This is a genomic window from Bacillus sp. GW823-FHT06A10 (assembly GCF_058795375.1).
This window is the reverse complement of record NZ_JBXAHT010000001.1, coordinates 669,972-688,868: the sequence shown is the minus strand read 5'-3', so window position 1 is coordinate 688,868 and position 18,897 is coordinate 669,972. Positions and strand designations below refer to the sequence as shown.

At 33.4% G+C, this 18,897-nt stretch carries 20 protein-coding genes and 1 other annotated feature (1 of these 21 cut by a window edge); of the genes, 12 read left to right on the top strand and 8 right to left on the bottom strand.

Annotated elements, in window-relative coordinates; all coding sequences use genetic code 11:
* Positions 1-241 precede the first annotated feature (241 nt).
* The 3 genes from AC1Q8M_RS03620 to AC1Q8M_RS03610 all read left to right on the top strand — a co-directional run bounded on the left by AC1Q8M_RS03620 (position 242) and on the right by AC1Q8M_RS03610 (position 3,010).
* Positions 242-2,056 (top strand): sensor histidine kinase, encoded by a 1,815-nt coding sequence (locus AC1Q8M_RS03620; protein ID WP_000797514.1) that lies wholly within the window; start codon positions 242-244, stop codon positions 2,054-2,056.
* 107 nt (positions 2,057-2,163) lie between these two features.
* Entirely contained in the window at positions 2,164-2,694 is a 531-nt protein-coding gene (locus tag AC1Q8M_RS03615; protein ID WP_000806236.1) for a tyrosine-type recombinase/integrase, read from the top strand.
* A 121-nt stretch (positions 2,695-2,815) separates the two neighbouring features.
* Positions 2,816-3,010: a DUF3924 domain-containing protein gene (locus AC1Q8M_RS03610; protein ID WP_001094860.1), complete on the top strand. Its 195-nt coding sequence runs from the start codon at positions 2,816-2,818 to the stop codon at positions 3,008-3,010.
* A 215-nt stretch (positions 3,011-3,225) separates the two neighbouring features.
* On the opposite strand, the gene AC1Q8M_RS03605 is transcribed toward AC1Q8M_RS03610, so the two are convergent.
* The gene (locus AC1Q8M_RS03605) at positions 3,226-4,071 is read right to left on the bottom strand and encodes a DUF72 domain-containing protein (RefSeq protein ID WP_000897363.1); all 846 of its coding nucleotides are present in this window, start codon (positions 4,069-4,071) and stop codon (positions 3,226-3,228) included.
* Between the two features lie 139 nt (positions 4,072-4,210).
* Here AC1Q8M_RS03605 and AC1Q8M_RS03600 point away from each other — a divergent pair, with 139 nt between their 5' ends.
* From AC1Q8M_RS03600 to AC1Q8M_RS03590, 3 genes are all read left to right on the top strand, one after another.
* Positions 4,211-5,482 (top strand): ATP-binding protein, encoded by a 1,272-nt coding sequence (locus tag AC1Q8M_RS03600; RefSeq protein WP_000937248.1) that lies wholly within the window; start codon positions 4,211-4,213, stop codon positions 5,480-5,482.
* Between the two features lie 227 nt (positions 5,483-5,709).
* Entirely contained in the window at positions 5,710-5,994 is a 285-nt protein-coding gene (locus AC1Q8M_RS03595) for a hypothetical protein (RefSeq protein WP_063546928.1), read from the top strand.
* Positions 5,995-6,211: 217 nt separating this feature from the next.
* Positions 6,212-6,640, top strand: coding sequence for a hypothetical protein (locus AC1Q8M_RS03590; RefSeq protein ID WP_065228522.1), 429 nt, complete (start codon positions 6,212-6,214; stop codon positions 6,638-6,640).
* Between the two features lie 79 nt (positions 6,641-6,719).
* Here the strand turns inward: AC1Q8M_RS03590 and AC1Q8M_RS03585 are convergent, their stop codons facing one another.
* Positions 6,720-8,762, bottom strand: coding sequence for a transglycosylase domain-containing protein (locus AC1Q8M_RS03585; RefSeq protein WP_000769253.1), 2,043 nt, complete (start codon positions 8,760-8,762; stop codon positions 6,720-6,722).
* A 311-nt stretch (positions 8,763-9,073) separates the two neighbouring features.
* Here AC1Q8M_RS03585 and AC1Q8M_RS03580 point away from each other — a divergent pair, with 311 nt between their 5' ends.
* From AC1Q8M_RS03580 to AC1Q8M_RS03570, 3 genes are all read left to right on the top strand, one after another.
* Entirely contained in the window at positions 9,074-9,694 is a 621-nt protein-coding gene (locus tag AC1Q8M_RS03580; RefSeq protein ID WP_000231445.1) for a DUF47 domain-containing protein, read from the top strand.
* An 11-nt stretch (positions 9,695-9,705) separates the two neighbouring features.
* Positions 9,706-10,704, top strand: coding sequence for an inorganic phosphate transporter (locus tag AC1Q8M_RS03575; protein ID WP_000380276.1), 999 nt, complete (start codon positions 9,706-9,708; stop codon positions 10,702-10,704).
* 117 nt (positions 10,705-10,821) lie between these two features.
* A complete protein-coding gene (locus tag AC1Q8M_RS03570; RefSeq protein ID WP_000455762.1) occupies positions 10,822-11,622 on the top strand; it encodes a sulfite exporter TauE/SafE family protein in 801 nt (266 codons plus the stop codon).
* A 293-nt stretch (positions 11,623-11,915) separates the two neighbouring features.
* Here the strand turns inward: AC1Q8M_RS03570 and AC1Q8M_RS03565 are convergent, their stop codons facing one another.
* Entirely contained in the window at positions 11,916-12,143 is a 228-nt protein-coding gene (locus tag AC1Q8M_RS03565) for a hypothetical protein (RefSeq protein ID WP_000883009.1), read from the bottom strand.
* Between the two features lie 170 nt (positions 12,144-12,313).
* Here AC1Q8M_RS03565 and AC1Q8M_RS03560 point away from each other — a divergent pair, with 170 nt between their 5' ends.
* Positions 12,314-12,826, top strand: a complete 513-nt coding sequence (locus tag AC1Q8M_RS03560) for a Crp/Fnr family transcriptional regulator (RefSeq protein WP_000600585.1) — start codon at positions 12,314-12,316, stop codon at positions 12,824-12,826.
* A 32-nt stretch (positions 12,827-12,858) separates the two neighbouring features.
* Here the strand turns inward: AC1Q8M_RS03560 and hmpA are convergent, their stop codons facing one another.
* The 3 genes from hmpA to AC1Q8M_RS03545 all read right to left on the bottom strand — a co-directional run bounded on the left by hmpA (position 12,859) and on the right by AC1Q8M_RS03545 (position 15,957).
* Positions 12,859-14,067: an NO-inducible flavohemoprotein gene (hmpA, locus tag AC1Q8M_RS03555; protein ID WP_000947339.1), complete on the bottom strand. Its 1,209-nt coding sequence runs from the start codon at positions 14,065-14,067 to the stop codon at positions 12,859-12,861.
* Positions 14,068-14,226: 159 nt separating this feature from the next.
* Positions 14,227-14,745 (bottom strand): hypothetical protein, encoded by a 519-nt coding sequence (locus AC1Q8M_RS03550; protein WP_000735528.1) that lies wholly within the window; start codon positions 14,743-14,745, stop codon positions 14,227-14,229.
* Between the two features lie 114 nt (positions 14,746-14,859).
* Positions 14,860-15,957 (bottom strand): site-2 protease family protein, encoded by a 1,098-nt coding sequence (locus AC1Q8M_RS03545; RefSeq protein WP_000794493.1) that lies wholly within the window; start codon positions 15,955-15,957, stop codon positions 14,860-14,862.
* Between the two features lie 150 nt (positions 15,958-16,107).
* On the opposite strand from AC1Q8M_RS03545, the gene AC1Q8M_RS03540 reads away from it, so the two are divergent.
* Complete coding sequence (locus tag AC1Q8M_RS03540) at positions 16,108-16,305, top strand: hypothetical protein (RefSeq protein WP_001053359.1); 198 nt, start codon at positions 16,108-16,110, stop codon at positions 16,303-16,305.
* A 197-nt stretch (positions 16,306-16,502) separates the two neighbouring features.
* On the opposite strand, the gene AC1Q8M_RS03535 is transcribed toward AC1Q8M_RS03540, so the two are convergent.
* Positions 16,503-17,354 (bottom strand): YhfM domain-containing protein, encoded by an 852-nt coding sequence (locus AC1Q8M_RS03535; protein WP_000677053.1) that lies wholly within the window; start codon positions 17,352-17,354, stop codon positions 16,503-16,505.
* 108 nt (positions 17,355-17,462) lie between these two features.
* Here AC1Q8M_RS03535 and AC1Q8M_RS03530 point away from each other — a divergent pair, with 108 nt between their 5' ends.
* A complete protein-coding gene (locus tag AC1Q8M_RS03530; protein ID WP_000026288.1) occupies positions 17,463-18,239 on the top strand; it encodes a class I SAM-dependent methyltransferase in 777 nt (258 codons plus the stop codon).
* 40 nt (positions 18,240-18,279) lie between these two features.
* Here AC1Q8M_RS03530 and AC1Q8M_RS03525 read toward each other — a convergent pair whose 3' ends face one another.
* Positions 18,280-18,489: a hypothetical protein gene (locus AC1Q8M_RS03525; RefSeq protein WP_000880630.1), complete on the bottom strand. Its 210-nt coding sequence runs from the start codon at positions 18,487-18,489 to the stop codon at positions 18,280-18,282.
* Positions 18,490-18,762: 273 nt separating this feature from the next.
* Positions 18,763-18,897, top strand: a binding site (T-box leader); it runs 124 nt beyond the window's last position.

Sequence of the window (18,897 nt, the reverse complement as noted above, 5' to 3'; positions counted from 1 at the left end):
TAAAGAGACAGATTTCTCCCCTCTACTTTCTTGTAACGTTTGTTATAATAAAGTGAAACTTTAATCAGTGGGGATTTTTCCCATTCCCCATTGATTATTAGTTGAACCAATCAGGATTTTACGGGCAGTTGATCTCCCGCCTAACTCCCTTGTATTTGCCGAATTTTGAAGTAGGAGTCTTATTACCTGTTAAGGCGGGATAAAGAAATCATTTACAGTATTTCTCATAAGAGGTGACGCAGTGAAAAACAGAAGTATCGTCTTTAAACTATTTTTATTAACATCCACTTTATTTACAATCATATTCCTACTTTTTTTCCTAGGACAATCTCTATTTTTAGAGAAATTTTATATTAATAAGAAAGTAAAAACAGTCCAAACTGCTTTTGAAAAATTCGTAGATAATTATGATAAAAGTGATAAAAGTTATGAGCAGGTTAGAAAACTAAAACAAGAATTTCATGATAAAACAAATGCAGATATGCAGTTTTTGGATTCTAACGGTATTATTAAAAGTGATAACAATTACTATATCGATGTATTTAATCCCAACAATAATAAACAGTATTCCATTCCACTCAATAATCTTTTAACACCAGAAGAATATAATAAATTCGAAAATTTAGGTTTAAAAAAAGATGTAATAATCAATGTTGATGGAGTCGTACAAGAGAATAATATAATCACACCACAAAAATTAGGAACGAATTATAATCAATGGCAGAACGAACATTTCTATTCGGATTTTCAGTCAATTAATGGTAACCCTTCTAAGAACAGACTTGCAAGCCGATACAAATCTACAACTCGAATCGTCTTTACAGGTGTTATAACTAAGTTACAGCTCCCATCCAAAGCTGAGGTTCGTCTTGCAAATGATATTGAAACATTACAAGCCGTTCAATATTTCGCAGATATGATTAGAGAGGGCACTTCTAACTCGAACCAATTAAGTACTTTTATATTAGATGGTGGAGAAAATATAAAAAATAGTATCTTTGTAAAACCGATTATAGAAAATGGAAGGATTACAGAATACGCTTTTGCGATAGCATCTTTGCAGCCTGTTAATGAAGCGATGCTCGTTTTAAAAGATTATTATGTTTATGCCTTAATTATCGTGTTTCTCGTTATTATTTTGTTATCCTTCTACTACTCAAAAATCATTGTTAAGCCATTAATTAAAATAAATCGTGTTACAAAAAAAATGGCTAATTTTGATTTCAGCGAGAAATTACCTGTTACAGCTGACGATGAAATTGGCGGGCTTTCTGGCAGTATCAATACATTATCTGTAAATTTAAAAGATCGAATCGATCGATTAAATGTCGCTAATACAAAGTTACAACAAGATATTGAACGTGAACGTCAATTGGAAAAAACAAGAAAAGAATTCATTTCTGGCGTGTCACACGAATTAAAAACACCACTGAGTGTAATTAGAAGTTTTGCAGAAGGAATTAAAGATGGTGTTAGTAAGGATACTTCGTATTATACTGATGTTATTTTAGAAGAAACAGAAAATATGAACAGGCTGATTGTTGAAATGTTAGAATTAGCAAAGTTGGAATCTGGTACTTACAAACTAGATATGACGACGTTCTCAATCGGTGAATTAACGCAACAAGTCTACACAAAATTATTATTTAGCATGGAAGAAAAACATTTACAAGTGAACATCGATGCAGACCCTTCTATACTTGTTAAAGCAAATCGCAGTCGCATTGAGCAAGTAGTTGTGAACTTACTAAGTAATGCAATCCGTTATACGCCAGATGGAGAAAAAATACAAGTCTCTATTATAGAGGCAGAAGATACCGTAAAAGTCGAAATCGAAAATACAGGAAACCCTATCCCTGAAGAAAGCCTTGAAAAAATTTGGGATCGCTTCTATCGTCTAGATGCATCACGTAGCCGTCACACTGGAGGTACTGGTCTCGGATTATCTATTGTAAAAAACATTTTAGACCTCCATCATGCCGAATACGGTGTGTATAATACGACTAACAGTGTTGTATTCTATTTCAATTTACAAAAAGTAAAAGAAGTCAAATAATTTGTCTTAATTTCACTAGGAGTTCACATGAAATTCACACTCTCCCTTTATAGTAAGAAACAAGTTAATCCTTTCCTTTACACATATAAAAGAGGAGAGTGCGTGAAATGAAACAAGCAGGACAACCTATTCAAAATGAAAAACAATTAGAAACTATCAAAAATATACTTTTACAATCTTCGAAACGTGATGGCTTATTATTCGTATTAGCTGTAAATTCTGGCTTAAAAGTAAGTGAAATCTTACAATTAAAAGTTAGTGATGTAATCGATGAAAATGAAAATGTTCGCCATTCCATTTTATTTTACAATGAAAAAGTGAAGAAACATAAATGGTTTGCTGTAAATGAAGACTTACAGCACGCAATCGAAGACTACATGAAAGAACGTAAAACTTGGAAACGTAATGAACCATTGTTAAAATCTCAAAAAGGAACAAAATCTATTACGAGACAACATGCATGGTACATTTTAAACAAAGCTGCAAAAGAAGTTGGATTAGAAGGGATTAGCTCACATACACTTCGAAAAACTTGGGGTTATTGTGCATACAAATCAGGTGTTGATATTGCATTTTTACAACACTTCTTTGATCACAGTACTCCATCAAAAACTTTAAAGTATATCGGTATTGCTTAATAACTCTTATACATAAAAAAGGTTACCATTTGAAAATTTGGTAACCTTTTTTATATTTCATATTCTCTTTTCTTGTCTCTCCTATACTGTAGTGGTACTCTAATACTAAGGGGGAGAAATTATGAACACACTTACAATTGAATTACCAAAAGAAACGGCTGAAAAACTTGATTTATTAAAACAAGCTTATGAAAAGAAAACAGGTGCTTCTATCTCTGAGAGCACTCTCGTTCAAACACTTATCTCAAAAGAATTTATCCAGGCGATAACTCCTTTTGATTTACAACAATTTGTCAACGGAAAAGAACAGCATTAATCGCTGTTCTTTTTTTATCTCTATTTAAAATATACAAAGTTTTTTATATATTTTTAGAAAAACCATTGACAATGATAATGATAACCATTATCATTTATTATGAAGCCAACAATTGATGAATCAACCAAACGCTCAGTAACATTGTTACCCCTCTTTTTCATATAGAAAGGCACTGTACATTCCCCCTGTTTGTACAGTGCCTTTCTTGTTTATTATCATTCAAAAAAATTTAATTGCTCCGGCTTCGGCTCACCATATGTAATGTTCATCATTTTCATAAGCTGTTTCGCATTATCTGCTGCATCCCCACCTGAATTGTTGTTAAACAGTACGTATATATCCTTTGTTTTCTTTTTTAATTGCTCTAGTCGTTCAACCCATTCTTCCAGTTCTTTATTGTTGTAGCGATATAAACAGCGAACCGCTCTCCAATTTTCCCCTTTATCAAGCCAACCATGAACATTTCGACCGTGAAAACGTATTAATGCCATGTCTGAATTCGTAACCTCTAACACGAGTGGCACAGAACCTATCCCAGCCTGTGGTTCATCACAAATTGTATGAACCCATTTCTCCTGTTCTAGAAACTGTAACGTCTTATCTCTCATTTCTGGATAAAACCATGTTTGATTTCGAAATTCTATTGCACATGGTAAACCTTCCATTTTTTCTTTCGTATATCGAAGAAAATCTACATTTTTCTTTTTGCAATCAAACCATGGTGGATATTGAAATAAAATTGTTTTTAATTTATCAGCTTCTAATAAAGGAAGAATAGACTGTTTATACAAATCAAACATCTCATCGAACGTAGAAAAAGGAATTTCACCTTTCATATGTCCTGTCATTCCTTGATACGCTTTTACGACAAAAGAAAAATCTTTCGGCGTTTCCATTGCCCATTTTATATAATTTCGTGCAGGTTGCATCGCGTAAAATGAACTATCCACTTCCACAATAGGAAAATACTCGCTATATGTTCGTAATTTATTTCTATTTTCATAGGAATCTATGTATAAAGAATTATGATCTCCCCATCCTGTCACTCCAATGAACAGCACATATATCCCTCCCTTTTTAACTTCATCTTCTATTCACTTTCCAAACACTTTGCATTATGTAGCCTTTTCTTTAAGAGTATCCTTATAAAAATATGATATACTATATGGAAGAATTTTTAAAATGAGGGGTTATTTATTTATGCTTCCAAACGATGCTACTGTATCTCATGAAAAACGAATTGAAGAACTAGAAAATAAAGTACGTTTTTATGAAGAACTTGTGAATCAATTACCACATCATTTCACATACAAAAATCCACATATTGGTTTACGAATAAAGAAAACCAGAACAACTCATTCCATTCAAGAAATACCAAAAGAAAATAAAGAAGCTAATTTTCAACTTACTTGTGATTCATTATTTTTATTTGAACAACTTGAAAAACACTTTGTTCATATTTTTGATGCCTTTTCACATCATGTAACCTTTGTCGATAGTAAAGGGAATATTACTTTATGTAATCAAGTTGCCGCAGATGATTTCGGTGTAATACGCAATGATATTATTGGAAAACCAATTCAACAATTACTAAACTTGCCGGAAGAAAAAATTAAAGCAATTGAAACATTAAGAACGGGAACAGAAATATATAATGAAGAAGTTTTAGACAAAAATTACGGTATTATAAATAACCGAATTATTCGTGATTATAACGGTGAGATTTTTAGAGTTATTAGTGTCTTTCATTATTTAAATACAGAACGTGATGCAGAGAAGTTTTCGTTAGCAGGGCGAATCGCAGCTGGAATTGCACACGAAGTACGAAATCCTCTTACAACAGTACGAGGATACTTACAATTTTTACAAGAAAGCGTTTCTACATCAAATCAAGAGTTATTTAAAAACTTGCTTATCCCTGAATTAGATCGTGCAAATAATATTATTACAAAATTTTTAGCTGTTTCAAAAACACGGGAATTTACAAGAGAACCGTTTCCGATCAATACATTTTTACGTGACTATATTCAACAGTTACTAGCTAGTGAAGTCTCCTTGCATAACATTTCAATTGATTATAACTTCTCTAATGAATTAGATGATATTTTAGTCAATATTGATCGACATGAACTTGTTCAAGTGTTTTTAAATCTATTTCAAAATGCCGTCGATGCTCAAGGCGACAAACCTCTTTCTATTCAAATCACTAGTTATCGCCTTGATAATTTCGTTCGGATTACTTTCACAGATAATGGAATTGGTATTCCTCCAGCTATTCAAGAATATATCTTTGATCCATTCTTCTCAACGAAGGATTCGGGAACAGGACTAGGCTTGTCAGTAACAAAAAAAATCATCCAAAATCATAACGGCACATTAAAAATGACTAGTAATGAAGATGGTACAACTTTCACTATTTCAATTCCAATCTTACCTAAAACAACCCTTGAAAAATTAAATCAATGTAAATAAAGGACTAATCCACGAACTACATGCCAATTGTTAAACACTCCCAACAATTAGCATGTAGTTTTTTATGTTGCACTTTTCTTCTTTACATTATATAAACCTTTCTCTATATCTTACTTACTTATTTCTTTCTAGGTGGGCCAATTTCTTATTTTTTTAGAAATGGTAGTTTGTCCATCACGAATTTAGTATAAATTTCATTTTAATATATAGTAATGACTAATGATTCTATGAAAGAAAAGAATGAAAAGATGAACAATAAAAATAAAGGAAAAGTATTTTATGGTAATGATTGTTGCGAAGTAAGAGCATGTAGCCATATTAACATCCCTAAGTCAGAACTTACAGAATTTGTTAGACTTCTTCAAGCTCTTGGTCAAGCTATTCTAGTTCAATATGGATCTGGTTGCCTAGGTGGAGGAACTACGGGGACTACTGGTGCTCAAGGGCCTCAAGGCGCTCAAGGACCTGCGGGCGATACAACTGCGACACTATCTGTCTTCCGAATTTACTAACCACAATTTCCGATAATATTTTGGGAGGACTAAGCACATTTATAAGTAATAGGTTTGCTTTTGATTGTCTATTAAATCTCTCTTTTAATAAAAAGGAGCACTTATTTGGGAGGATAAGTGCTCCTTCTTTACGTTTCTTTACCTCAAATTTACTCTATCTTAATCCTCATTTTGTATGATAAATAATGAAGTCAAAGATATGAAAGAGGGATGAAAAATGAGAGTTATGTCACTGATACGCATTTGGATTGCTCTTATGGTATGCATTATTTTATGTGTAGGATTTTTTTTAACTCTAAAATATTCCACTATTTCAAAAGCGGAGAGAAAAACAGTTCCATACAAACTTTTGTATACGAAACAAAACGACATCCCTTATTCCAATTCCACAAATAATGAAAAAAAAGTTATAAAAGGAATGCTTATTACGAAAGCTTCTAACTACGAAACTCTACTTCAAATTGCTGAAACGATTAAAGATCAGTATACAAATAAAGGAATTGATGAAATCACGCTGTCTATCCATAATGAAAATAATGGTAGTTATGAAGAAGAATTACCTTACGAACCGATTAGTAAAGGAACAATAATCGTCACATACGATTCTCAATCTTTTGGCATTACGAACATTACTCTTAATGAATAGTAGCATTTATCTCACTCATTATGAGCTCACTTTATTTTTCACATGAGAAAGAGGCGAATAATGAAATTCGCCTCTTTTTTCACCATAATGATGGAATCCACTCTTTCACTTTATCAAACCACTCTTGCTGTTCTTTTTTCCTTTGTTGTTCCTCTTCTTGCCTTCTCTTTTCTTCTTCTTTTCTTCTCTTTTCTTCTTCAATTGTTTGCAATTGTTTTTTATAGTCAGCCTCAGATATTAACGACAATTGGAACGCTTTTTGGGCTGGGTTTGCATTTGCTTTTTTCATGATGTCCCGGAACATCGTCGTCGTAATTTGACTACCACCTGGCACATAATGCTCGCTATCTGTTTTGTCATATCCCACCCAAATCGCACCTACTAAATCTGGTGTGTATCCTACAAACCACGAGTCCTTCGCTCCTACGCTCGGACCATTTACAAGTTGAGTCGTCCCTGTCTTTCCTGCTGTATCAACATTATTAACTTTCGCTTTTCCACCTGTTCCCTTTTCTACAACACCTTTTAATAAATACGTCATCTTTTGAGCGATTTTCTCACTCGTCACTCGTGTCTCTTTCTTATACCATTTCCCTATTATTTCCCCTTCAGCATTTTGAACTTCTCTAATTGCATGAGCCTCTACTTGAACCCCATCATTAGCGAATGTACTATATGCTTGGGCCATTACAAATGGAGATGTCCCTACATGCATCCCACCTAAAGCAATTGGATACGTACGGTCTTCTGGTACTAATGGAATACCAAATCGCTCTAAAGATTTCAATCCTTTATCTAATCCTATTTGTTCTAATAACCACACAGCAGAAACATTATACGACTTTGCTACCGCTTCGTACATTGTCACATTACCATGAAAAGCCTGATCACTATTTTTAGGTTCATATTCTTTAATATGAAATGGTTCATCCTTTAATATATCGTATACCTCATACCCTTGTTCTAAAGCGGGTACATATACAGCTAGAGGCTTTAATGTTGAACCTGGCTGTCTTTTTAATTGCGTAGCATGATTAAATTGTAAAAACTGATATGGTCCTCTCCCCCCAACTAAAGCTGGAACACCGCCTGTTTTGGGATTTATAAGGACTACACCCGTTTGCATAAGTTGATCTGAGCCACTATCTTTGAAATAACTATCATTATTCACAACATCTTCTACAGCTTGTTGTTTTTTCGGATCCAGCTCAGTATAAATACGATAACCACCTGCTAAAATTTCATTTTGTGTTAATTCATACTTATCCATCGCTTCTCTAACTATATAGTCTACATATTGGGAGTATTTACCTTTATATTTATCATCAACCCCACGTTTTAATACAAGGCCTGACTCTTTTTCTTTATTGTATTGCTCTTCAGAAATATATCCTTGTTCCTTCATTAAACTTAATACGACATTACGTCGTTCAATTGATTTATTAAAGTTTTTATAAGGCGAATACGCAGACGGCGCTTTAATTAAGCCCGCGATCGTTGCAGCTTCTGAAATTGATAAATCTTTTACCTCTTTATCAAAATAAGATTTAGCTGCCCTCTTTATCCCCCAAGCACCTTCCCCAAAATAAATTTGATTCATATACATTTCAATAATTTCATCTTTTGTATAAGTACGTTCTATTTTTTTCGTTAAAAAGTATTCCTTTATTTTACGAGAAAATGTACGATCTTGTGTCAGAAATACATTCTTCGCGAGCTGCTGTGTAATTGTACTTCCCCCTGCTACAACTTCTCCTGCTGTAATATTTTTAAAAACTGCACTTATAATTCCACTATAATAAATACCATGATGGTTAAAAAATCCCTTATCTTCTACTGCAACAATTGCCTGAACCATAATATCAGGAATATCTTTTCTTTTAACGCCTTCTGTTTTCGAAGAAGCTAATTTAGTTGCGACCTCATTATTTGCATCATAAATTAAAGTCGGTTGTGGAACAGCTTGTTTTAATTCAGATATGTCTTGAATGGAAATTATTATATTTACAGCAATAAATAGAGTAACGAGTACACTTCCCAATACAATTAATGAATTACGAAGTTTCTTCCTCTTATTGAACCACTCAAGCATTTTTTTAAAATGAGTGTTCTTCAATTTCATTCGTTCACTTCCTTCATTTATTTACACTCTTCTTTTTAAAAGGAAGAATATACCGCCTTTTAAATTTATTATAATAACGTAGTCATTCCTATAGTGTAAAGCTTTTCTTTTACATTCATACTTTTTGCAAGAAAAGGACATTCTACAAGTAAGATATTCACTATTGGATATTAATATTATTAATAGAACAACGAGAGTTATGTTAAGTTTTTGTAAACTTTTCGATAAAATGTTTTAAAAAACGACAGTTTTTTGTTAGAATTGATTAGCCAATATATTTTACATATATTACTTTTGTGGGGGTAACAATAATGGTCTTTAAATCAAAAAAAGATAAATTTTCTGAAATGTTAATGAATGTTTCCGAAAATTTAAAAGAAGGCGCGCAATTTTTCGTGGAGTATAAAATTAAAAATGCTAGCGATTTAAAAGAGTTTTCTATGCGCATGAAAGAGTATGAGTCAAAAGGTGACTCATTTATTCACGAAATCATTATGGAGCTAAACAAAGCGTTTATTACTCCGATTGAACGTGAGGACATCCTACAACTTGCAATGAGTATGGATGATGTATTAGACGGATTAGATCACAGTGCTGGTCTGTTCGAAATGTATTCTATTACAGAAGCTGATGAATACATGATTAAATTCGTAGAAGCAATTAATCAATGTGCAATTGAAATTGCAAATTCTGTTGAACTACTGTCTAAAAAGAAGTTAGTCGACATTCGTACGAACGCGATTAAGATTAAGGATTACGAATCACAATGCGATGATATTCGTCGTCATGCGATTAAGCACTTATTCTCTCGTGAGAAAGATCCGATTAAGATTATTCAATTTAAAGAGATTTACGAAGAGCTTGAAGAAGTAGCTGATAGCTGTCAAAGCGTTGCAAACGTATTAGAAACAATTATTATGAAGAATGCGTAAGGAGTTTGATCATGGATACACTCTTGATACTGACCGTTTTAGTAGTCATTTGCGCTTTAGCTTTTGACTTTATCAATGGATTTCACGATACAGCAAACGCTATTGCAACGGCTGTTTCAACGAAAGCTCTAAAGCCTAGACATGCAATTATTATGGCAGCTATTATGAACTTTTTAGGTGCAATGACATTTACAGGTGTAGCAAAAACGATTACAAAAGATATCGTTGACCCATTTGCTTTACAAAATGGTTCTCTTGTAATTTTAGCTGCTTTACTTGCGGCGATAGCATGGAACTTAATTACTTGGTACTACGGTATCCCAAGTAGTTCTTCGCATGCAATTATTGGCTCAATCGCAGGTGCAGCCATTGCTGCTGCTGGTATTAGCTCATTAAACCTTAAAGGATTCATTAAAATTCTTGAAGCTTTAATCATTTCACCAATTATCGCTTTCGTTATTGGTTATATCGTATACAGTATTTTTAAAGTGGTCTTTAAAAACTTTAACTTAACGAAAACGAACAAAAACTTCCGTATATTCCAGATTTTCACTGCAGCATTACAAGCCTATACACACGGTACGAATGATGCACAAAAAGCAATGGGAATCATTACGATGGCTCTTATGGCTAATAACTATCATACTTCTAGCGATATTCCGTTCTGGGTACAATTATCTTGTGCTATCGCAATGGGGCTTGGTACTTCTGTCGGTGGATGGAAAATTATTAAAACTGTCGGTGGACAAATTATGAAAATTCGTCCTGTAAATGGTGTAGCTGCCGATTTATCATCATCACTTGTTATTTTCGGTGCAACATTCATTCACTTACCGGTTAGTACGACGCACGTTATCTCTTCTTCTATTTTAGGGGTTGGTGCTTCTCACCGTGTGAAAGGGGTAAAATGGGGAACTGCAAAACGTATGTTAATTACATGGGTTATTACACTTCCTATTTCAGCTTCTTTAGCTGCTCTGTTTTACTATCTATTACATTTTGTTTTCTAATCAAAAGTCGTCTTCCTTATTTTTCTAGGAAGACGACTTTTTTGTGAACAAGCCTATTTCTCATTAAAAAGCGTGTATAATAATTGGTGGATAAGTTATTTAGAGGAGTTGGCAATTTTGGAATACATCATGTTACTTTTCATCGGACTAATCGCCGGGACAGTCGGCAGCCTAGTTGGGCTTGGAGGCGGAATTATTATTGTTCCGTTATTAATTGGATTACACAGTTTATCACCACAACTTGCAGTAGGGACTTCTATGGTAACAGTCGTTTTTACAGGACTATCTTCCACCCTTACTTACATGAAGCATAAACGAGTAGATTATAAAAGTGGACTTATTTTATTTATCGGAAGCGGCCCTGGTGGTATTATCGGATCATGGGCAAATAAATTTTTAAACCAAGACACATTTTCTTTATACTTTGGGATTTTCCTTATATTCGTCTCAATTCTACTTATGCTTCGAGACAAATTAAAACCTCTTTCCCTCTCAAATACGTCTGTAATTAAGCGTTCTTTTACAGATAATGATGGAAATACTGTACACTATCAATTCCCACCGTTTCTTGCTATCTTTATTGCCTTTATAGTTGGGTTTATATCTGGGTTATTTGGAATTGGTGGCGGTGCCTTACTTGTTCCAGCAATGATGCTTCTTTTTGCATTCCCAGCACATATTGCAGTAGCAACTTCAATGTTCATCGTATTTCTATCAGCAATTGTAAGTTCTGCAACTCACATCTCACTTGGAAATGTCAGCTGGATTTATGCATTAATCCTTATTCCTGGTGCATGGATCGGCGGAAAAATCGGGGCTTATATTAATACAAAACTAAGTGGTAACGCCGTAATTAATTTATTACGTATTACGTTAATTATTCTTGGAACTAGATTAATCATTATTTCCCTTTTATAACGTATTCTTTTTAGAATGCGTTTTTCTTATACACATGAATATAAAAATCCTCCGAGGAGAACAAATAAAATTAAACAAACACATAATAACATATAATTTGAAATATGTACTTTCTTCAAGTTGACCACTCCTATAACTGCGACTGTTATCTTTATGATAGCGAAAAAATAGTTCACTTGCAGTTACAGAGTGCTAACAATGCAAAATCAATTATTACAAATTTTATCCTTATATTTCATTTCTTTGTATATTCTATCGATTTAATAAAAAAAGATGTCATATTGACATCTTTTTTAGTGAAGAAGTGACCATCCCATAAAGTCTTCATGTACTTGGCACGCCCTCTTATCATTTCGATCATATAATTCAGCATAACTATCTGTTTCTTCATCATAAGCCATCGTATAAATAATTTGGCCGTCTACTTCAACGGATAAAACGACTCCACCTTTCATCTCTTCTACATGAATGATAGCATTCGCCGGAATTCTCATATCCGTCATTCTCATCGCATCTAACAATATACTAAACCCCCTACAGCGTATTCATTGCTAGTACTATTACACACTAAATAGTATACTACTGTAATAGCATACATTTCGTCAATGAAATTGCTGTTGAAATAGCATATTGTCTATATACATATACGCTAAAATAGAAGAAATAGAAACATATTAATGGGGGGCTAACATTGATTCTACACAAAGGAGATGTACTATTCCGTCAAGGCGAGGACGGTCCTTTATACTTTATAAAAACAGGCTTATTAAAAGTAGTTCGGCTAGAGGAAGACGGAACACCATTTTTATTCAACATTATCGTTCCAGGTGAAACAATACCTCATCATTCTTTGATTTCACCGAAAGAATATCACGGTACAGCTATCGCTTTAATAAAAACAGAAGTTGAACCGATCACTAGTAGTGAATGGTATGAGAGACTTCAAGCAAATCCCGAATCATATGCCAACATCGCTATGCAATTGCAATCTAAATTAAGAATGATGCAACAACGAATTGATCAATTGACAACCGTCTCTCCGAAAGAACGTCTTCATCGTTTACAAGAATGGTTCACATTATATTTAGGTGACATTCCTATATATGAAATATTAACACAAACTGAAATTGGTCAACTGATAGGCATACGCCGTGAAACAGTTAACCGTTTATTACGAGAACAAATAAAAAACGAGGTAAAATAAATACCTCGTTTTTTTGTTTATTCTCATTCGTCTTATTGTAAGCTTGTTGCTGGGCCGAAAAATTCATAATGAATATGCTCTTGTTTCACACCTAAATCAGTTAGTGCAGCATTTATATGCTTCATAAATGCTACTGGACCACAAAAATAAAATTCTGCTTCAGTTGTCGGAATAATAGTTTTTAACCATTCGCTTTCAACGAAACCTTCTTTATCAAAGTTCTTCATTTCTAAATCTTTTTCAGTCGGTGCAGAATAACAAGTATATGCTTTAACTTGTTCATATTCATTTTCTACTGCCTTAACGTGTTCTTTCATTGCATGTGTATTACTATTTATTGCTGCATGAACAAAATATACATTACGTTTTGAATCTTGTTCAATTAACGTATTTAACATACTCATCATCGGTGTAATCCCTACTCCACCACTAATTAGTACAACTGGTAACGTTGAATCCATATTTAACACGAAATCTCCCGCTGGTGCACTTACTGGTAAAACATCTCCTTCTTTTACATGTTCATGTAAGTAATTAGATACTTTACCGTCTGGTGTATCTACACCTTTTTCTTTCTTTACACTAATACGATAATATTCTTTCCCAGGTGCATCAGATAAACTATATTGACGATTATGTGTATATGTCTCACCTTCAATATTGATTTGAACCGTTACATATTGACCTGGGATGAATGAAGAAACTTTCCCTCCATCTTCAGGTTTCAAATAAAATGACGTAATAACATCGCTTTCCTTCACTTTTTTAACAATCACAAAGTTGCGGAAGTCTTTCCATCCACCTTCTTTATGTGCAGCTTCTTCATACATCTCTGCTTCAATGCTAATAAATGCATCAGCAATGACACCATATGCTTCTCCCCATGCATTTAAAACTTCATCAGGTGCACCTGCGACCTCTTTAATGGCACGTAGTAAACATGTACCTACAATCGGATAATGCTCAGCTTTAATACCTAAACTTCTATGCTTATGACCAATTTGTTTTACAACCGGAATAATTGCTTCTAAATTATCAATGTACGTTGCAGCTGCATAAACAGCATTCGCTAACGCTTGTTGTTGTCTTCCCTTTTTTTGATTCGTATGGTTAAAAATATTCAATAACTCCGGATGTTCTGAAAATAAAATTTGATAAAATCTCGTTGTAATTTCAACGCCTTTTTCTTGTAATAATGGTACTGTTGACTTTACGATTTCAATTGTTTTTGCACTTAACATTGTATCCCACTCCTCTATTTCCTTAACTGTTTTTAGTTTAACTGAATCTTATAATGCAGATTGTGATTTTAATCACTATTAACACGTTGTTTTTGTGAATAATATATGAACATTGCATTTACAAAAGAAAATAAGCTAACTAGAATTCTAGCTAGCTTATTATTTTGTTTGTATAGCTTGTTCAATTACCTTTCTATCTTTCCCATCGCCAAACTCCGTATACCCCCAGATATTCGTTTCACCTCTATATTTATTTACGATAATATCCAAGTCATGATATACACGGTGGGCATACACTACATACTCAATATTTTGAAGTTCCACACCTTTTTTTACAATTTCATAGCTTCTATTTACATCGCGTTTTATTTTTTCATTCTTTATTTCCGTATGTATATTTTTTAAAGATGGTTCTTGTTGTTGAAACCATTGCTTAAATTGCTTCCAATCCCCGTCTGTATAATTCTCTGCTTTACCGTAATTTAAGAAATTATTATAGCTTTCATGTGTCATTCGAATAAAATCTAGCACGTTTGTCTCTTCTTGCACATCTTCTACTTGAGCTATTGTATTTACCTCAGCAGGCTTATTCGCATAATGTAACAGCACTTTCATAAGACTATAACTCGCAATGATCATTACGATAATAATCCCGAATACACTTAACAATTTCTTCATATACAGAACTCCTTCTCTACTAAAGATATTACAATGTATGACTATACTTGTAACATTCTCTCGTAGAAATATAATTCCTGTATTAATTCTTCCTATCATTTCGACAATATTTTTCTACACATTTCGTCTTGGCAAATGCTCCTGTAAAACAATATAACCTTCATAAGCTGTATAACCAAGTATAGCTATTAATCCGATATAACAAGCAAATACTGTCCATTTCGTTTTCGTATCCACTTTATAATAGTTTTCTTGTTGTTCCTTTTCTGTTTTCCATTCATTTAATTTTCTTTCTGACGCTTCAAATACTTCTCTTATGTGAATAGTATACTCATCTTTTTCATCTTCATATGGAACATAATCTAACGGTTCAAACTTCGGTAAAAGATACTCTAACACTTCCATTTTTTGAAGTTCACCTATTTGTAACTCTTTTTCCCGTTCTCTTTGTCTTAATGCATTCATCTCATGATGCATCATGTATATAGTCCGATGTACAGCTCCAGTTTCTTTTAATTCCTCTTCAAGCCTAGCAACATATTCTTTCATTCCATCAATTTTATGCCCTAATTCCTTAATCGGCTCATCTCTCTTTATCACTCTGTATAATTCCATACAACCGATAATAACAATAAATCCTCCCAAAATACTTTTAAAGTAAATTGAATAGCCAAGTAATAAAATAAGGCCTGCTCCCCAAATTTTAGTACTGACAACTGAAATAATTCGCCCACCATCTAGCGGCGAAACAGGAATTAAATTAAAGAAATTAATCATACTTCCAAGCAAAATAACAAGCGCCCAAAACGGCTCTTGCGTCATTATATAAAGTGGAATCGCGGGTAAAAATGAAAGAAGTCCGAAAAGCGGCCCCATATAGGCGATGTAAGCTTCATCTTTCGCATTTTTCGGCATCTCTTTCATTCCAATAAGGGCCCCCATAAACGGAATAAAGATTGCTGGCGATGTTGGGATCCCCTTTCTTTTCGCAGCCCATAAATGGCCCATTTCATGAACAAACAACAAATAAATGAGCGCCACTCCAAATTTCCAACCATATAGAACTGCGTATGCGCCAAGCGATAGAAACATACTAAATACCGTTGAAAACTTTGCTAATTTAAAAATTGCAAATACCCACTTTAACTTAGACAGTAAAAATAGACCTATCGCAACAATAATTCCCCATAATCCTTTTTTATTATTTTTCATATTCCTCTCCTTTATCTCTCATTAATGAATCCTATTCATTCATCAAAGCTTGTTCTTTTCTCTATTATGACATATTTTTTTCTATTGTTAGAAATAATGTTTATTTAATCCATTTTTAGCCAAAAATATAAATAAAGGAGGTATATACGAATGAATTTACAATCTCTCATAATAAGTGTTTTATCATTTTTAGCTTCAACTCTTATTTTTTATACAGTGAGCTATGTATTATTATTAGATTGGTTGCCAAATCACTTACTTATCACTCTTATCATTCTTTCCGCTCTTATGATTTCATTTCTTATTACACGAAAATCAATGAATGAGCCATCTGCAAAAGCAAAATAATAGAGAGGGTGTTCTTCTCCCCTCTCTATTATCATTTCCTAGGAAAGGCTATATAGAATTTCAATTCAGTTACAGCCAATAAGGATCTTATCTCAAAATTCAGTTGGAACAAAGAAGTTAAGCGGGAATCAACGCCGAATTGGCAAAGACTATTAATCAACGAAAAATGAGCATCCTCTGCCGATTAAAGTCTCACTTTATCTTTGAAAATTCATTTTTTCACCATACTCTTTAACGATTTGAATTATATTTTGAAACACGCCTATTTTTTCTTTTTCACTGTTTAATATTTTCAAATCATACTTTTCGTAATATGTTTCTAATGATTTTAATTGTGATTCTGAAGCACCTTTTATCGGAACAGTAGCCTGCAATTCATATTGCTTATACCCTTCCTTTACTTTTTCACCTAAAATCATTTCACTCTCTTTTGCTCCAATTAATTTTTGAACTTTTTCTGGGAAAGTGAGTTGCAAATAATACTCTCGTTCCTTCACTAACTTGTTGTATAGTGATTGTGAAATCGTATACCGTACCATATAATTCACGTTTTGATCGCCCGCTTTAATATGAAACGTAGTAATCTGCAAATCTTTTTTTGTTACTTCCGTTAAAGGACCTACCTGCATCTCATCTTCTTTTTGTTCTGAAACATTTGGAAATATAGCCAAAAGCTTTTCCGTATCTTTTTCATTCAACATATACATAGCTTTCTTATATTGCACCCATCCTCGTCTATCTTCTCCCCTTAACCATGCATAATAAGTTTCTTTTTTCCCATCTCTACTAATTTGTATTTCATATTCAGGTTCACCGAAGCTTCCGGTTATTTCTTGTTTCTCAGCTTTATCCAAAATGTCTATTACTAACTTCGCTTCTGATTCCTGCAACTTTTTCTCTTTATGTTTTTTTTGTATAACGGTTACCTCTATTGTTTCTTTCACTTCATTCACCGTCTCTTCTACTTTTTTTGTTTCTTTTTTTTGCTCAGCTTGACCACAAGCTGCTAGTAACATAACAAATAACAACAATACATATTTCCCTTTCAAATTAATCCTCCTTTTACGATAAGAAATTCTTATAATCTTCATACATAAAACAAAAACGTGACATCCTATTAAATAAGTTATACTAATCATTGAAAGGAGGTCTTTATCATGTCCATTAATTTTCATGATCCAAATAATAAATACACATACGCAACAAGAAACGCTCATATTTCTTGGGCTGAAATGGTAAAAAACATTACAGACATACAAAACAAGCAAATAATTGATATTGGCTGCGGTGGCGGGATTTATACGAAAGAACTTGCTCTTATGGGAGCCAAAAATGTTGTGGGACTTGATTTTTCAAAAGAAATATTACAAGCTGCAAAAGAAAATTGCGGCAACATTCCAAATATTTCTTTCATCCACGGTGATGCACATAATATCCCATACCCTAATGAAACATTCGACATAGTTATTTCTCGTGCAGTTATTCATCATTTACAAGACATTCCTACATTTTTATGTGAAGCTTCTCGTATATTAAATAAAAACGGTGTACTTATTTTACAAGATCGAACGATTGAAGATTGTACAGTTCCAGGAAGTCCCGAACACATTCGTGGATATTTTTTCTCTATATTTCCAAAACTCATTGAAATAGAGTCAAAAAGACGCCCAAAAACCAACACGATACAGAAAGAATTACAAAAACATTCTCTTCACGTGCTTCCCACACAAACACAATGGGAAGTACGAAAAATACATGATTCTGTAGAAGCATTGCTACAAGATTTATCTCCTCGAACAGGTCGATCCATTCTATATGAGTTAACAGATGATGAACTTTCTCAACTTCTACAACATATACAGACCGCATTACAAAACGTCTCTCCTATTATTGAAAGAGATCGATGGACAATTTGGAGCGCCATGAAGTTGTAAGGAAGGAAGCCTCACAAAATAATGTGAGGCTTCCTTTCTTTCATAATCTAATTTTGCAACACTCTTGATATCCTCCACTTCTGGCCTGTGCACTTCCACACTTCGGACATACTAAATATCTAGACTGATTTGTCAACAAACTACCTTTTTGAAAGAGTAAAACTTCTGCTTGTTTAAACGAACGCGAATAATATAACCACATAAAACCAATTATAGCAATAATGCCAAATAATACTCCCATCGCAAGCATTTCAGTCACCTCTTTTGGTTTGTTCTTTCCAGCAAGTGGATTGTTGTAATATTCTCTGTAAATTCAAATAATCCCTTCTTTACTCCTATAAATATCAACTTTCTCTATAAATTTTACAATTCTCCACAAATTTTTACTCCCATTTTACAATTCATTATTCCTTTTGCAACAACGAATATTACTTTCGATATTTCCGTATATAAATATATCTTTCAAAAAAACATATTGACTTTCTAAAAAAAACATGCAACAATACTGTCAGAATACTTGAATAAAAATTCATTGACGAGAACGAGTACGTTATAGAACTGTTCCCCAGAGAGTTGGCGATTTGCTGAAAGCCAACGTTCAGTGCGTAACCGAAAATCATCTCCGAGAAGTAGAACCGAATGTTACAGTAAGTTCTTA

Coding starts and splice junctions, on each gene's coding strand:
- AC1Q8M_RS03600 (WP_000937248.1), top strand. CDS start 4,211: ATGCTTCCAAACGATGCTACTGTATCTCATGAAAAACGAATTGAAGAA.
- hmpA (WP_000947339.1), bottom strand. CDS start 14,067: ATGTTAAGTGCAAAAACAATTGAAATCGTAAAGTCAACAGTACCATTA.
- AC1Q8M_RS03575 (WP_000380276.1), top strand. CDS start 9,706: ATGGATACACTCTTGATACTGACCGTTTTAGTAGTCATTTGCGCTTTA.
- AC1Q8M_RS03585 (WP_000769253.1), bottom strand. CDS start 8,762: ATGAAATTGAAGAACACTCATTTTAAAAAAATGCTTGAGTGGTTCAAT.
- AC1Q8M_RS03590 (WP_065228522.1), top strand. CDS start 6,212: ATGAGAGTTATGTCACTGATACGCATTTGGATTGCTCTTATGGTATGC.
- AC1Q8M_RS03610 (WP_001094860.1), top strand. CDS start 2,816: ATGAACACACTTACAATTGAATTACCAAAAGAAACGGCTGAAAAACTT.
- AC1Q8M_RS03540 (WP_001053359.1), top strand. CDS start 16,108: ATGAATTTACAATCTCTCATAATAAGTGTTTTATCATTTTTAGCTTCA.
- AC1Q8M_RS03615 (WP_000806236.1), top strand. CDS start 2,164: ATGAAACAAGCAGGACAACCTATTCAAAATGAAAAACAATTAGAAACT.
- AC1Q8M_RS03580 (WP_000231445.1), top strand. CDS start 9,074: ATGGTCTTTAAATCAAAAAAAGATAAATTTTCTGAAATGTTAATGAAT.
- AC1Q8M_RS03595 (WP_063546928.1), top strand. CDS start 5,710: ATGAAAGAAAAGAATGAAAAGATGAACAATAAAAATAAAGGAAAAGTA.
- AC1Q8M_RS03525 (WP_000880630.1), bottom strand. CDS start 18,489: ATGCTTGCGATGGGAGTATTATTTGGCATTATTGCTATAATTGGTTTT.
- AC1Q8M_RS03530 (WP_000026288.1), top strand. CDS start 17,463: ATGTCCATTAATTTTCATGATCCAAATAATAAATACACATACGCAACA.
- AC1Q8M_RS03550 (WP_000735528.1), bottom strand. CDS start 14,745: ATGAAGAAATTGTTAAGTGTATTCGGGATTATTATCGTAATGATCATT.
- AC1Q8M_RS03545 (WP_000794493.1), bottom strand. CDS start 15,957: ATGAAAAATAATAAAAAAGGATTATGGGGAATTATTGTTGCGATAGGT.